We start from the raw sequence: 15,409 nt of genomic DNA on the forward strand, positions 1-15,409 counted from the left end.
CTTGCCACCTCATTTTTCCTTTTTCAGACAACTAATGAAAAAACCGTCTGTCATAAAGTCCTGTGGATATAACGTCAACATTTCATCTACTAGTTTACTTGTGATACGTTCATTTGCAACTACAGGTACCAATTTAAATTCAGGATGAGCTTGTAAAAAGCGTGCAACAACTTCTTGGTTTTCTTCTTTTAAAATGGTACACGTACTGTAAACCAGCAAGCCCCCAGGTTTTAATGTTTGCGCCACACTATTTAAAATTTCACCTTGAATAATCGGCAGGCGTTCAAAATCACTCGCTTGTTTTTGATATTTGATATCTGGTTTTCTACGCATTAAACCTAAACCAGAACAAGGTGCATCCACCAAAATACGATCAAAAGTTCCTGCTTCAAATTCTTCATGAGCTTCTCTGGCATCTAATTGTTGTGTCGTAACAACATCTTCTACGCGTAAACGGGCAGCATTTTCTTTAATGAGTTTCACTTTTTGGCTGTGAATATCTAATGCCGTCACTTTTCCTCCGGCTGTGGCATCAAGAAATGTTGCAATATGCGTTGTTTTTCCCCCAGGAGCAGCACACGCGTCTAAAACTTTCATCGCCGGTTCTATTTGCAAAGCTGGCGCAACGAGCATCGAACTTTCATCTTGTACAGTTAGTGCACCGTAATGAAAAAGTTGACTCCCCGCCAAAAAGCCCTTTTTAGCAACAATACCATAAGGAGATACGATGCTTTCTTCTGCTTTTATTCCATCTTCTGCTAAAGTCGCAATGGCTTCTGCGCGCGTAATACTACTAAGGTCCACCCGGGCAGAAACATGACTAACTTCAAATAACGATAAGCCTAGTTTACGAGTATTTTCTTCACCAATTTGTTGGACAAATCTTTCAGTCAACCACATCGGCATACTAATTTCTGTGGCTAATCGTTCTAAAGGATCCTCTATTGCGGCAATCTCTGGTACACCACGACGTTGCACGTTGCGTAAAACGCCGTTAACAAATTTGCCAATCCCAACATTTCCTCGCACTTTGGCAATTTCAGTGGCTTCATTTAAAATGGCGTGATCTGGCACTTTGTCTAAATAAAGTAATTGAAAAAGTGATAGGCGTAATAATAAACGCACCCACGTATCAACTTTTTTAGCCCCTTTTAAAAAGGGGGACAAATAGTAATCTAATAGAAGTTGTCGGGAGATTGTCCCGTAAACAAGGCCGGTTAAAAGACGAGCATCTTTATCTGAAAGCTTCCCCTTTAAAATGGCATCATTGATTAACAAATTTGAATAAGCGCCGCCTTTTTCAACGCGTTCTAACGCATGCAATGCCACAAAACGCACTGATTTTTTCATGGATTTGGGAATTTTATTACTCACCTAATTTTTCTCCTTGCGCTACTTTTTGACCAACGCCATTTAAAAAGGCTTTGATATCTTGTTTACCTTTACCGGCAGGTTGCAGTTCATTCAGGGCTAAAACTGTGTTCTTGCCACAAGCTACCCACAATTGGTTTTTATCTTTTTTAATAATCGTACCTGGAACTTCTTGGGTCGTTTCCACTAGCGGTGTCACGTTCCAAATTTTCCACCGGGCACCTTCATAAGTTGTAAAGGCAATCGGCCAAGGACGTAAGCCGCGAACTTGGTTATCAATGGCAACAGCTGTCTTTTGCCAGTCAATTTCTTCTTGTTGGCGACTAATATTCGGTGAAAAAGTCACTTCATCTTCTTTTTGTGGGATTTTCGTCACATTACCTTTAATCAATTCCGGCAATGTTGCCAAAAGCAATTCTCTACCTAATAGGCTTAATTTTTCAAACATCGTTCCCACATCATCTGTTTTTGTAATTGGGATTTCCGCCTGATTATAAATTGCACCAGCATCCATTTTTTTGATCATTTCCATAATCGTTACGCCAGTTTTGTCATCTCCATTCATAATGGCATAATGAACAGGCGCACCGCCACGATATTTTGGCAACAAGGAAGCATGAACATTAATTGAACCAAGTCGCGGAATTTGCAATAATTTTTCCGGTAAAAATTGACCAAAGGCAGCTGTCACAATTAAATCTGGTGCCAATTCGGCAATTTTAGCCATCTCAGGTGAACCACTAATTTTTTCTGGTTGTAAAACTAACAGGTCACGTTTTAAAGCCGCGGCTTTCACTGGCGGCGGTGTAATAACATGCTTACGCCCTACTGGACGATCTGGTTGTGTGACAACTGCCTGCACGTCATACCCTGCCGCTAATAGACCTTCTAAAATCGGTACAGAAAAAGCCGGTGTTCCCATAAAAACAATTTTAGTCATCCTCATGCTCCTCCATATAGGTTTCTAAATCTTCTTCTTTAATGTAATCAATCACTTTATCGGTAAACAAAATACCGTGAAGGTGGTCAATCTCATGTTGGATCGCCCGTGAAAGATATCCGTCTGCTTCTACCTCCAGCTCATCGCCTTCTCGATCATAAAAACGAACTGTAATAAGGTCGTATCGCTTGACGGTACCATAGACATGGGGAATACTCAAACAGCCTTCCACATCAATTGTACTACCCTTTTTTGAAATAATTTTAGGATTGATCATTTCAAAACGTTCTTCTTCATCCAGCTCGACAATCGCAACTTGCAGATTTTTGCCAACCTGTGGTGCGGCGATGCCAATTCCATCATGAGCCAGCATTGTTTCATGCATTTTATCAATCATCATGACTAATTCATCGGTAATTTCGGTTACTTCTTTATTTTCTTGCCGTAAGCGGCGATCTGGATCTAATAAAATTGGATAAGGCATATTTACTCCTAACTTTTCTGGTAGCATTTTTTTACAAAGCCTGCTACGAACACTAGCAACTAAATAAAATTCAAAGGTTCATTATCAATTGAAACGTAGAGTCCTTTTTTCTGATCTATTTGACTCTCGTCTAAAATTTGTTCTAAGAGCGGTTTTAAAGCTGGCTCGTTTTTGTATTTAATAATAATTTGATAATAATAGCGGTTTTTAATCCGCATAATGGCACTAGGTGTTGGCCCTAGCAATAACGCGTTGGGACTGAGGGCTGCTTGTAATTGTCGTGCCAATTGAAAACTTTTTTGTGCTGCTTGCACTTCTGTTTCGTGACTCACCGTTAATTTCACGGTGAAATAATAAGGGGGGTACCCCGCTTGATGTCGCATGCGCATCTCTTGTTGGTAAAAACGCTCGTAGTCTTGAGCTTTAGCTAAAGAAATGGCGTAGTGTTCTGGATTGAAGGTTTGAATCACAACTTCGCCAGCCTTTTGCGCACGACCAGCGCGACCACTAACTTGCGTCAAGAGCTGAAAGGTTCGTTCACTGGAACGAAAATCTGGCAAGTTTAGGGCTGTATCTGCATTCAACACACCCACTAGAGTGATGTCTGGAAAATCCAAACCCTTGGCAATCATTTGGGTTCCTAATAAAATATCCGCTTTTTTCTCGCCAAAAGCAGTCAAAATTTTTTCATGGGCGCCTTTTTTACGGGTTGTATCAACATCCATCCGTAGAATTCGCGCTTCTGGTAATAATTCTTGCAGTTCTGCTTCCACTTTTTGTGTCCCTGTACCGTAATAACTAATTTTTTTACTACCGCACTCCGGACATTTATGTGGAATAGCTTCTTCATGACCACAATAATGGCAACGCATCGTTTTCGTATCCATGTGTAAGGTCAATGAAATATCACAGTTCGGACAATCAAGGACATAACCACAATCGCGGCACATCATAAAAGAAGAATAACCTCTGCGATTTAACAATAAAACAATCTGCTCATTTTTTGCCAAACGATCTCGCATCTTTTCTTGCAATGTTAAAGAAAAAGAAGTCATATTGCCTTTGCTGTATTCGTCTTTTAAATCAACGATCTCAATTGTAGGCAAGTTAGCATTGGGATTAGCTCGTTTTTGTAATGGCAACAACGTATAGACTTTTTTTTGCGCACGAGCTCGGGATTCCAAAGAAGGCGTCGCGCTTCCTAAAATGACCGGACACTTGTGATAACGACTGCGCCAAATGGCCAAATCACGGGCGTGGTAGCGGGGGGCTTCTTCTTGTTTATAGGTTGCTTCATGCTCTTCATCGACAATGATTAAGCCGATATTTTCTAGTGGGGCAAAAATGGCCGAACGAGCACCAACGACAACTTGTGCCTCACCTCGTTCAATTTTGCGCCACTCATCATAGCGCTCCCCTTGGGATAGACCACTGTGTAAGACTGCCACCGCATCCCCTAAGCGACTTTTAAAACGCTCCACCATTTGCGGTGTTAACGCAATTTCTGGTACTAACATCATCGCGGTCTTGTCGTCTTTTAAAACCTGCTGGATAGCTTGCAAATACACTTCGGTTTTGCCACTGCCGGTAATTCCTTCTAATAAGAAAGTCTCAGCTTGTTTTTTTTTGTAAGCAGCTAAAATTTTTGCGACCGCCATTTCTTGTTCCTCATTTAAGACAAAATTAGTAGTCGTTTCAAACTCATGCTCAGCAAAAGGATCGCGATACGTTTCTGTTTCAAAGAGTTCTAGCCAACCATCTTTTGCCCCTTGATTCAAATGAGCAGTCGTTAGACCTAACGCCGTAAAATATTTTACTGGTAGTTCTTCTTTTTGTGCAGCTAGAATTTCTAAAAGCTGGGCTTTTCGCAAAGACCCCTTACGCAGCGTGGGGAATATTTCCTCAGCTTTTTTTGCATCAACTAATGCCTTCACCATCCGGACAGTTTTCACGCGATTTTTATTATGGACTTCATAACGAATATCCACAATGCCCGCTTGTCGAAATTTCATTAATTTAGGTAAGTGCCCATTTTTTTGCGCTTCGTCGTAATCAATTTCACCACTTGCTGGAAAATAGTGGGCCGCTTCACTTTTTTTATCCACTAAAAGAATCGTTTTTTTGTATTCTGCCTTCATCACACTCGGCAGCATTGTCTGTAAACAGGTGATTTTAAAGGCATAGGTCGTTTCTTTCATATAATCAGCCAAGGCCAATAATTCTGTATTCAAAACCGGCGCAATATCTAATAGGCGAACAATTGGCTTAAGCCGTTCATCTAAAGTTTTCGTTTCACTTATATCCACTACAAACCCTTGGATATGACGATTGCCATTACCAAAAGGGACTTCAACACGCATCCCTTTTTTTACCACCGGTTGTAAATCAGCCGGAATTAAATATGTAAACGGCTGATCTGTTTGCATCGTTGGTACATCCACGATGACTTCTGCTAGAGGATACATGTCACTTCCCCTCCTTCTCCGCTATATTCTACTAAAAATAGGAAAGTTTGTCTGTTAATAAAGGAAAATTTAGAAATTGCCATTAAACTACATAAGAAAAGCTTTGTAAACTCGCTTAGCGCTTAGCTAAGGCCGTGTACACTTTAGTTGAATGGTAATTGCCAAAAAATGTGGCACGTTGTATGAATACAACATGCCACATCCTTTGTCTATATAAGTCTATAAGTTTTGTTCTTCACGAATACGAGCTTCTAATTCTTGTTGTTCTCGTTTTTGTACCGCTTGGTTTTCTTCTTGTTCCATTTTCAAACGTGCTCGTTTTACTTCTGGATGAGGATCGTTAACCAATGTTTCCGCATCAATTTCTTCTAGCGCACGGCCAACGTTTTTAACAGATTCAAATTGATCCAACGTTGGTTTAGCCCCTGCATCTAATTCATGGGCGCGTTTAGCTGATAAAATTACTAATGAATATTTTGAGTTTACTCGATCTAATAATGAGTCGATAGATGGGCGTAGCATCATTTTGACTACATCTCCTTTAACATTTTAATGTATTTGCCGATCACGCGATCGACTCTAAAGTGTTCGCTGGCAATAATTTCTTTGATTCGCTCTACTGCAAGGAGCACTTCATCATTTACAACGGCATAATCATAAAGTGCCATCATTTCAATTTCTTCTCTGGCAACTTTCATCCGCTCTTCAATCACTTCAGCGGCATCTGTTCCGCGACCAACAATGCGGGATTTTAATTCATGTAAATCCGGCGGTGTCAGGAAGATAAAAACGCCATCTGGCACTTTTTCTTTCACTTGGCGGGCTCCTTGGACCTCAATTTCAAGAAATACATCTTTGCCTTCATCTAATGTTTTTTCAACATAAGAAAGAGGGGTGCCGTAGTAGTTGCCGACATATTCCGCATACTCTAGCATTTGCCCAGCTTCGATTAATTCTTCAAATTCTTCCCGGGTACGAAAATAATAATCGACCCCATCAACTTCTCCTTCTCGCATTGCACGGGTAGTCATGGAAATGGAATATTGAAAGTCATTATCATCACTTTCAAAAATTGCCTTTCGCACAGTCCCCTTACCAACACCTGAAGGCCCTGATAATACAATTAATAAGCCTCGCTCTGACATACTGACGTCCTTTCACTTCTTGTTTGCTGGTCAACTTTTACTTTACGCAAATTTTAACAGTGATTCTATTATAGACGCAAATGTCCAAAATTGCTACCTTTGAATAAAAAGCTTATTTTGAGTAAAAAACCTTGGCAAATTTCCTTAGCTTTTGTGCCATCAGGGGCTGATTTTTGAAAACTCGTTATTTTCCTTATCCTTTAAAAATAATTTAAAATCCCATATTGGATAATGTATTAACAATCGTCGTAAACTCATCTTTACGTTTTTGATTTGTATCGATTGGATCAGCGACTTCTTCAACATCCGTTCGCGTAATAAATTTTCGCTCCAAAATGACATTCGTTTCATTTACCATCAAAAATAATTGTTCAGGTGTAACTTTGACACAAGCATCTTTCCATGCGTCAAAAGGCGCTTGTTCAGAAGGCACCCCTCGTTTTATGACAGCGCGACCGGAAACTTCATGGAAAGTAATATCATAATATTTCATTTTAATTCATCCTTTCTAAACCAATTTTTTTATTTAACTTATTTTGGTATCACATACTGTTATTCAATATTTTGCACCTGTTCACGAATTTTCTCCACGATTGTTTTCATTTGTACGACAAATTCCTTAATTTCAATTGCCGAACTTTTGGAGCCAATAGTATTGATCTCGCGATTCATTTCTTGAATAAGAAAATCTAATTCTCTTCCTACGGCCTCTTCTTTTTGTAAAATAGCAGCAAATTTTTGCAAATGAATCGCCAAGCGATCCAATTCTTCATGGATGTCCCCTCGTTCAATTAATAACGCCATCTCGGTTAATAACCGTTCTTGATCGACTTGATTCCCAAGATATTCTTGCAATTTTTGCTCGAAACGTGTTTTAAAGGTCTCTTCGAAGGTTTTATTAAATTGTTTTAACAGCTCCAATTGTCCTGAAAGTGCCTGTGCGTTTTCTGTTAAAATCGCTAAAATAGCTGCTCCTTCTTGTTGACGGCTAGTATTTAATGCCTCAGTCGCTTGACTTACGGCTGCCACCACGAAGGATTCTAATTGCGTATTATCTGCTTTATCTTGCTTTACTTCCACATAATCAGGCAGCGTTATGACTTGCTCTAAAATTCTGGCCACCGATACTTGCGGTTCTCCATAACGAGCAGCCGCTTCTCTTTGCAATTCATTCACCAGTTTGTCTACAAGCGGCCAATGAATCATCACCTCTTTATTGGTATCACCCAGTTCATTAATGGTGACAAAGACCTCTACTCGCCCTCTTTGGACCGATTTTTTCACGGTTTGGCGAATACTATTTTCCAATTCATTAATTTGTTTTGGGTTGCGAATTTGCAAATCTAAAAAACGATGATTGACACTTTTTATTTCGACTTCCACTTGGTAAGCTGAACTTTCTACGCTGGCTTTACCAAAACCTGTCATACTCTTCATATTTTTTGGCTCCTACTCCATCGATTTTAACGCTTGTTGTAAAGCTGAAAATTCTTCATTACTTAAGGTGATACCTTTTCCCATTTTTTCATGATCTGGACCCCAGTCCCGCAAATCAAATTTAGGCGCTCGCCCGTTCCAACTCACAATATTTAATTCTTTGCGCCAGCCTTTATCGTTTTCAGATAAGACGGCAATTTCTTCTAAAATTTCATATGAAAATTCTTGTGCCATTTGTCTTCCTCCCAGTATTTCTTCTTTATTATAATACGTAATTTCCTAACAAACTATTTCCTTTCACGATAAATCCCGCTAGTTTCCTTCTCACTAGCGATAGCTTCGTTACCTTTCATTTTAATAGCGCAATGAGGCAGCCTTACTCCTGATAATCAGCAAATAGCCGCTAAGAAATCTGCTGCATCACCTCTTTTACAAAGCTTCTGGATACTCACAAAACACGTACTTGCTAAATTCAGCGGTAACAATGCTGATGGCTAAATTTTCCAGTAAAGTTTGTGGGAAATTAAACGGGTATTCTTTTAATTGAAAAAAAGATAAAAACAACCGGGAATCTGACCATGCAACTAATCGTTCTCGGTATAAATGCAGCCACTCTGCTACAGATAAGGTGGCGTTAAATTCCCCCATTTGGCCTGCACAAGCCTGTTTTACTTGGGTTATAAAAAACTCTTGTTGATAAATTTCATCTGGCAAGACATTTAACCAAACGCCACTAAGTTCTGCTATGGCTAAGCCGGCAGTTTCAAAGGAAACTTTTTTCCCATAAGCATTTTTTAACTTACGCCAAAAATAAGGCGCTTTAATAATTTGCCATAGTGGATGCTGTTGCTTTCGTAATTGCTTGCAAAATTGCTGCCATAATCCATTGAAATCTTCTTTTACAAAAGTATACCAAAAACCGGTATACCGCTGAAAATATTTCAGCGTCTCCAAATAGCCTAGCCGTAAATTGTACTTGGAACGCTGCGGATCAAAAACCAAAAAACTCCCCAATGTCCAAGGTGAAGATAACGAAATCGTAGCCACATTTGATGGGGGTTGATAATTTTTAGTGAAACCAGGACCTTTTACATCGACTACAATGCATTCTGTTGCCCCCTTTGCCACAGCAACATCAACAGGTACATTATTACGATACCCCCCGTCGATATAAAAATCCCCCGCAATCTCAGTAGCTTTCATCGCCGGATAAAAAGACGCAGAGGCGCCTAACCACTGGAGCGCTGTTTTTAATTGTTCTTTTTTAAAGTGATACACATGCTCACTAAAATCTGACAGTCGCGTGGTACAAACATATAACTGCTTTTTACTTTGTAACATTTTCTTTCCATCAAAAATTTTTTGCATTAAACGACTTAACGGTTCCGTACTCGCACCATTTTCCCGCAAAGCAGTAAAGGTAAGGGAGCGAACTTGGCGCAATAATAAATTTAAGGCGTGAGTATCTGCTGTGGCCGCGGGGAATTGCAATACTTGATCGGTACTTAAACTTTCCCAAAGTTGGCTAGCTGCCTTTAAGTCATTTAATAAAATCAAACCGCCATTTAACGCGCCCACAGAAGTTCCTGTTACAATGGAAAAATTAATTTTTAGCTCTTGTAATGCCCGCCACACGCCAATTTGATAGGCTCCTCTGGCTCCACCACCGCCTAAAACTAGCGCCGTTTGATACTGACAGCGGCGGCTAAAGACTCCTTTTTCTACGTGAAAATCATTAGCTATCAGCCAGTTAAAAACTTCAGTTGAAATTCTTTTAGGATCAAGTTCAAAGCGTAGGCCTGAAAAAAAATTCATGCGACAAAAATTGTCTACTAATTGCAACAATCCTTTGCGACTACCATTTTGCTCGCTGTCCCATAAAAAATTGGTCAAATCAAAAAAATTATCAGCTGCCAACTTACCAGTTAAATAAACAGTCAGATCTTTTTTTCTTAACTGCCAGACGGTTTCCGCTTTTACTTTTTGCTTCATATCTGCTCTAGCTGCGCTATTACTGGCAAAAAAGAAGAAGAGTTGACAACTACGTTTGAAAACGGGTTGGTAGTCAATAAAATCAGAGGGATATAGTTTTATCGTCTGCATTATTTCACCTCTTTTACTTAAATATGCTGCAAAATTTACGAAACCTGCTTATTTTTAGTATAACAAAAGTTAACCTAACTGCCTCTTGCTATGAATCTCATGTCTGAAAATAGAAAAAAGGTCACATCTCTTTACTTGGCTTTCATAAAAAAACCAACAAAGACTTGCGACCTGTTTTATATTTAATAAGTTTTTGATTTCAAAGCAAAGGCATCCCGCATTTCTTTTGTTGCCTCTTTCACTGGTGTTACTTCTTTTAATTCACCTTGCACAATCGTTCGTGTTATCCCTTCAATTTCCCCACAGGTAATTAAGGTGACGAGTTTTTTTCCCTTAATGACATCTAAATATTGCACTTCTGTCGGTTGTACTCGGACAATGATTTTTGTTTCATAGGTGTAAATATTTTTTAAATCCGTTAAATAAATGGTATCACCTTTTTTCACTTTCTCTAATGGTGTGAATAATAAATCTGGCTCATAGGCGCGATGAGAAGCTAACGCATAGTTGCCTTCCCCCATTTTTTGATTGGGTTCTAAAGTTCCCGCTCCCCACAACAAGGCTTCATTTGCTAACCCTTTAAAGATTGGTAGATTAATGCCAACTTTAGGGACCGCAACCCCACCAATTGTTGGTAAATTACGATTAGTAAATTGTGCTTTAAAGACTGCCTGACTGCTAGAAGGTACCACCGCATCAAAATCAAAGGAAGCTGGTTTATTTTGATTTTTTTCAATTTCTGCCGCCGTGACTTCAGATACGGCATATTTTTCACCGTTTTTCTCAATTAGAAAGTTTTTAATTTGATTGTTAAAAGTTAAACCCAATCCCACTAAAAGTAATAATAATAACAACAAATTAATCAGCCAATTTTTTAGGCGCGACTTTTTTTTCATGTTATTTTTCTCCTTGATTTCGCAATTTTTTCTACCACTTTCACTTACTACATCCCATTTGGTTTTACTGACCAAATATTTTCGTGTTAAATTTTTTATTTGTTACTGTCATTTTAGCATATTTAGCTCGTGTTTTATACTTTGCCCTTCTTTTCAATAAACCTACCATAAAAATTTGAAAATCCAACTTGAACACAGCGCAAAATTATTACAATTGGTTTGAAATAATTGCAAAAACGTGTTCTTGTTGTAACATAATCTTAAAAGAAAAGATACAAGCATTTTCTCACTGTTTATTGTAAAATAACTTAAAGTGATATAAAGGAGGAGTGGGCAAAATGCCAGAAATGGTCTATGTACATATTGATACAACGAGTAATGCCATTTTGGCCCGCGGAATCACACCGGCGGATTTTGTTCATGGCATTGTGCATTATCCTAGTAATTTACTTTTATTAGATCCTTCCTCAAACTACGGTGAATTTGAAGCACATACCGGTATGAAGATTATTCGAGGCAACGAAAGTGTTGATCGCTTTTTTGACGAAGTACGCAAAGGGCGCATTACCGAAGATTTAAAGTGGATTGATTTTAGCGATGCAGCCATGCTAAAAGAATTAACGCCGCTAGAAATTTCTGAGCTGTTATATTTTGGCCACATGAAAACGCATCTTCATTCACCGTTTTTTTATAAGTTGCAAAACAATTTTGTCTTCTTTGATTTAAAAGATGGCCTAACGCGAATTTACTATCGCTATTTAGACGAATTTTATCGTATTTTAGCTGACAAAATTACCCGCGTTGCATTAGGTAAATTAAATGATCGTCGCAGTTTTTTCAGAAAAGCAACCCCTGTGGAAAAACTTGATTTAAATCTTTTAAAAGAAATGAAGGGACTCTTTCAAGAAGGAGTTATCTTCTGTCTAAAAAGCAGTGAAGTCGTTAATAAAGAATTTCACATTCCGATTTATTTAGTTGAAGAAAGCGGCTTACGCCAAAGCGTCACTTTCGGCTATGATAAACCAGAAATGCTGGTGGCTACTTTAATTTACAGTAAAGCAGAACGAAATTGGTACTTAAAACATGAAGACAACGATTTATTGTTAATGCCAAATTAAACCACCCACACCATTGACTGCAAAAACCAATTTGGTACTTACGTTACAACAGATCTGCTAGTTATCGCCAGATCTTTCAGCAATCACTAAATATTTTACTGATAATACCTTTATTAAAATAAGGCCTGCGACAAATCTTTTGCCACAAGCCTTATTTTTTATTTTGATTTCGCCGCTGAAATGAAATGGCTGCGTTTTGGAATAAACAGTTGTGGTGCTACTTTCACCAAAATACCTAACACCACCGCCACATAAATCGCATTTGCCAAAGCTGAAGCACCATTTAAGATAAAGGAATACAAGTAAGGGTTCATCCCTTCTGGTGCGTAGGCGCCCCAAACGAAAACACCTGCCCAAAAATGCCAAAACCAACGGGCAAAGGCAGCCACTACGCCCCCTAAAACAACATATAAGACCGCGGTATTACGCCGGTGTTCCACTGCTGTCTGGATTTTTTTAGCAAAAATTCCGCCAAAACCACCAAATGCAAAAGCAAAGGGATATTCAAAAATTATTTGTGGTACTGAAACAAAATTTTTCATTGCTGTCCCAATGACAATGCTTAACAGCCCCCAAACAAAACCAGCTGTTAGTCCTGGTATAAGGCCCCGCCGGTAGGAGTATAAAACAAGTGGTACCATCCCCAATGATAGATCAAAGGCCGAATTTGCAGTTTGAATCGGAATAAAAGATAGCACCATTGCCGCTGCAGCAATTACCGTTCCTTCCACCCATACTTGTAATTCTAGTCTTTTTGCCATAAAAAAAATCCTCCTTTAAGAACCGTCACGCAAAGTTTACGACCGGCAAAAACGCCGCAAACTTCTATTCGGGACAAAGGAGAAGTAGCACTTCAAACTTGTCACAATTCCTACGCTCGAATGATCGATACAGGTACGAAGGGTTTAGTAGACTTACAATCTCAGCCAAGCGGCTCCCCTTTGTGAACGAATTCTATTTTGTTTTTTTACGTACTCAGCATAGCATATTTTATGTTATTTGTGGAAAGAACAGCTTAAAGCTGTCATGCTAGTAAGATCTACTAAAAATTAACTGCCGTTTTACCGCGTATAATATTCTCCGGTTGCAGGTATCACCACAACTTCTTGTACCATTTTGCCGTTAATTTGTTTACCCACAGTAAAGACGAAGGTTTCTTGGTTATCCACAGTTTTTTCTTCCCCTGTTAATTCATCTTCTTTTAAAGCATAGACTTTTTCCACAGCTTTACTTGCTGCTTCGATTGTTTTCACAGGCTCGGTGAAAAGCTGAGTGCTGGCAAATCCATAGGGTGTCATTCGTTGACCATAATTACTTGCATCTTTTAATGCTTGTGCTGTTTTTTCTTTATCATAGCTGACAGTCGCCGTAGTATACGGCAGACCCGATTCATTGAGCGTCACTTGCCACTGCCCTTTTTTAATTTGCGTAATGGTAATGGCAGCTTGTTCATAAGTCGTCCAGTTGCGGCCACTTAATTTTACAGTTTGAGGATTGATTTGTTCAAATTTCCCATTTCCAATAATGCTATTGCCCTGTGCATCGGCTAATAAAACATTATTTTGCGTCGGTGCAGTGGGATTTAAGGCATCTTTTATTTGCATCAAATTAAAGTTCATCTGAAATTCTACGGTTTGATTATCTTTTTTTTGGGCTTTACCGCTGAAAACTTTGTGAACCAAATCATCTTGTGAAAAAGCTAGTGGGTCCTCTTTTGTTTGGCTTGTTGCTGTCGTGGTCTCCGTCTTATTTTTATCTGCTTGTTCTATGCTTGCTTGTTGTTGGGCAATGCTTGTAATCGTGTTTTTGGCTTCATCTACTTTTTGACAGCCGCCTAGTCCTAGTGCCAAAAAAAGGAAACCAAAAAATTTTATATACCTGTTCATAAATGCTCCTTATGCTTTTTATTTAATTTTAGCATAAGTTCTTTTCCACGTTTAATTTTTACCCACAACACAATCAGACAGGCCGCAAAAACTGTTTGCAACTTTTAAAACAGCAGCGCTAACGTTGCTAAACTAACAAAAAAACAATCCGATCTTTAAAATAAGAAAAGCCAAAGGAATCCCTTTGAGAAATTTATGCTTACTTTATAAAAAAACTCCTACCAAAATGGCAGGAGTCAAATGTTGCTTTATTTGGTTGGTTGTTTTGTTTCAAACAACGGACTAACGGGTTTATTTTCGTGAATACGTTTGATTGCTTCTCCCATTAAAGGACCTACAGAGATTTCATCAATTTTTTCAATCCGACGATCTTCAGGCAAGTTAATGGAATCTGTTACGACACAACGTTCAATCGCTGAATCTTGAATTCTTTGCATTGCCGGGCCAGATAATACTGGGTGGGTACATGATGCATAAACACTTTTTGCCCCTGCTTCTTTTAAAGCATTGGCTGCAAGAGTAATCGTGCCTGCAGTGTCGATCATATCATCAATTAACACACATACTTTACCTTCCACATGCCCAATAATGTTCATAACTTCAGCCACGTTTGCTTTTGGACGACGTTTGTCGATGATAGCAATTGGTGCTTTTAAAAATTCAGCCAATTTACGCGCCCGTGTTACGCCACCGTGGTCAGGAGAAACGACAACAACATCATCCCCTGAAATTCCTTTTTCTAAGAAATAATTGGCAATTAATGGTGCGCCCATTAAGTGATCCACTGGAATATCAAAGAATCCTTGGATTTGAGCCGCATGTAAATCCAAAGTTAAGACGCGGTTTGCACCTGCTTTTTCAATCATGTTTGCAACTAATTTTGCAGTAATTGGTTCTCTTGAACGTGCCTTTCTATCTTGACGGGCATACCCGTAATAAGGCATTACCACGTTAATTGTTTTGGCACTTGCTCGTTTCAAGGCATCAATCATAATTAGTAATTCCATCAAATTGTCATTAACAGGACTTGATGTGGACTGAATTACATAAACATGAGCACCCCGAATACTTTCTTCAATGTTGACTTGAATTTCGCCATCACTAAATTGGTTTACTGAGCATTTTCCTAATTCGACACCGACCGCCTCCGCGATTTTTTCCGCCAAAGGACGATTTGAATTCAAGGCAAAAATCTTCAATCTTGGATCGAAATAATGATTTGACATGAGAACCTCCGCTTTCTTCTGCAATTAAAACTACTTTTGTCTGGTCTTCCTAGTAAATAGTAGTCATTTTTGCCTAATAAATCAAGTAGGAAAGTGTTTTCAAAGTGAATTCCATGAGAAAGACTGGGCAAATTCCCACAGCCCGCCAAAAAAAGTACGGGATTTCTGAAAATTCTTCCTTAAATTTCTTGAAATGTTGACTTATTGTCACAGCAAGTTACTTCGCAATGCTAGACAGTTTGAAAAGCTGAACAAATCGGTCACCTCTGAGACATAAGATCAAAATTTGCTAAAATGGCTTTTTCATTTTCGTAAATTTTTGCTTATGGCTGAAGGGG

The 15,409-nt window shown here is 38.9% G+C and carries 15 protein-coding genes and 1 riboswitch; of the genes, 1 reads left to right on the forward strand and 14 read right to left on the reverse strand.

The genetic code is table 11. The annotated features are described in order from the left end of the window. Positions 1-9 precede the first annotated feature (9 nt). From rsmB to K4422_RS05130, 11 genes are all read right to left on the reverse strand, one after another. Positions 10-1,374, reverse strand: coding sequence for a 16S rRNA (cytosine(967)-C(5))-methyltransferase RsmB (rsmB, locus tag K4422_RS05080; protein WP_206902564.1), 1,365 nt, complete (start codon positions 1,372-1,374; stop codon positions 10-12). After that, on the reverse strand, positions 1,367-2,311 hold the full coding sequence (gene fmt / locus K4422_RS05085; protein ID WP_230709564.1) for a methionyl-tRNA formyltransferase: 945 nt from the start codon (positions 2,309-2,311) through the stop codon (positions 1,367-1,369). Before fmt ends, rsmB begins: the two co-directional genes overlap by 8 nt. Continuing rightward, on the reverse strand, positions 2,304-2,795 hold the full coding sequence (gene def, locus K4422_RS05090; RefSeq protein ID WP_206902668.1) for a peptide deformylase: 492 nt from the start codon (positions 2,793-2,795) through the stop codon (positions 2,304-2,306). Before def ends, fmt begins: the two co-directional genes overlap by 8 nt. A gap of 59 nt (positions 2,796-2,854) precedes the next feature. Continuing rightward, positions 2,855-5,260: a primosomal protein N' gene (gene priA / locus K4422_RS05095; protein WP_230709565.1), complete on the reverse strand. Its 2,406-nt coding sequence runs from the start codon at positions 5,258-5,260 to the stop codon at positions 2,855-2,857. Between the two features lie 219 nt (positions 5,261-5,479). After that, positions 5,480-5,785 (reverse strand): DNA-directed RNA polymerase subunit omega, encoded by a 306-nt coding sequence (rpoZ, locus tag K4422_RS05100; protein ID WP_206902567.1) that lies wholly within the window; start codon positions 5,783-5,785, stop codon positions 5,480-5,482. 5 nt (positions 5,786-5,790) lie between these two features. Beyond that, positions 5,791-6,405 (reverse strand): guanylate kinase, encoded by a 615-nt coding sequence (gene gmk, locus K4422_RS05105; protein WP_206902568.1) that lies wholly within the window; start codon positions 6,403-6,405, stop codon positions 5,791-5,793. Positions 6,406-6,616: 211 nt separating this feature from the next. Beyond that, positions 6,617-6,898 (reverse strand): hypothetical protein, encoded by a 282-nt coding sequence (locus K4422_RS05110; RefSeq protein ID WP_230709567.1) that lies wholly within the window; start codon positions 6,896-6,898, stop codon positions 6,617-6,619. A 59-nt stretch (positions 6,899-6,957) separates the two neighbouring features. After that, entirely contained in the window at positions 6,958-7,842 is an 885-nt protein-coding gene (locus K4422_RS05115) for a YicC/YloC family endoribonuclease (RefSeq protein WP_230709569.1), read from the reverse strand. Between the two features lie 12 nt (positions 7,843-7,854). Continuing rightward, entirely contained in the window at positions 7,855-8,076 is a 222-nt protein-coding gene (locus K4422_RS05120; protein ID WP_206902571.1) for a YdbC family protein, read from the reverse strand. Between the two features lie 195 nt (positions 8,077-8,271). Further along, the gene (locus K4422_RS05125; RefSeq protein WP_230709571.1) at positions 8,272-9,945 is read right to left on the reverse strand and encodes a patatin-like phospholipase family protein; all 1,674 of its coding nucleotides are present in this window, start codon (positions 9,943-9,945) and stop codon (positions 8,272-8,274) included. Positions 9,946-10,127: 182 nt separating this feature from the next. Next, positions 10,128-10,841 (reverse strand): class A sortase, encoded by a 714-nt coding sequence (locus K4422_RS05130; RefSeq protein WP_206902573.1) that lies wholly within the window; start codon positions 10,839-10,841, stop codon positions 10,128-10,130. A gap of 338 nt (positions 10,842-11,179) precedes the next feature. Between K4422_RS05130 and K4422_RS05135 the strand changes: the two genes are divergently transcribed. Then, on the forward strand, positions 11,180-11,959 hold the full coding sequence (locus K4422_RS05135; RefSeq protein ID WP_206902574.1) for a hypothetical protein: 780 nt from the start codon (positions 11,180-11,182) through the stop codon (positions 11,957-11,959). 158 nt (positions 11,960-12,117) lie between these two features. Here the strand turns inward: K4422_RS05135 and thiT are convergent, their stop codons facing one another. The 3 genes from thiT to K4422_RS05150 form a co-directional block, all read right to left on the reverse strand. Then, positions 12,118-12,720 (reverse strand): energy-coupled thiamine transporter ThiT, encoded by a 603-nt coding sequence (gene thiT / locus K4422_RS05140; protein ID WP_230709573.1) that lies wholly within the window; start codon positions 12,718-12,720, stop codon positions 12,118-12,120. A 90-nt stretch (positions 12,721-12,810) separates the two neighbouring features. Continuing rightward, positions 12,811-12,910: riboswitch (TPP riboswitch) on the reverse strand. 110 nt (positions 12,911-13,020) lie between these two features. Next, positions 13,021-13,845 carry a hypothetical protein gene (locus K4422_RS05145; protein WP_230709575.1) on the reverse strand — a complete coding sequence of 275 codons (825 nt, stop codon included), beginning with the start codon at positions 13,843-13,845 and terminating at the stop codon, positions 13,021-13,023. A gap of 248 nt (positions 13,846-14,093) precedes the next feature. Continuing rightward, positions 14,094-15,071 carry a ribose-phosphate diphosphokinase gene (locus tag K4422_RS05150; RefSeq protein WP_206902577.1) on the reverse strand — a complete coding sequence of 326 codons (978 nt, stop codon included), beginning with the start codon at positions 15,069-15,071 and terminating at the stop codon, positions 14,094-14,096. Positions 15,072-15,409: the final 338 nt, after the last annotated feature.

Source organism: Enterococcus sp. SMC-9 (assembly GCF_021011285.1).
GTDB lineage: Bacteria > Bacillota > Bacilli > Lactobacillales > Enterococcaceae > Enterococcus_C > Enterococcus_C montenegrensis.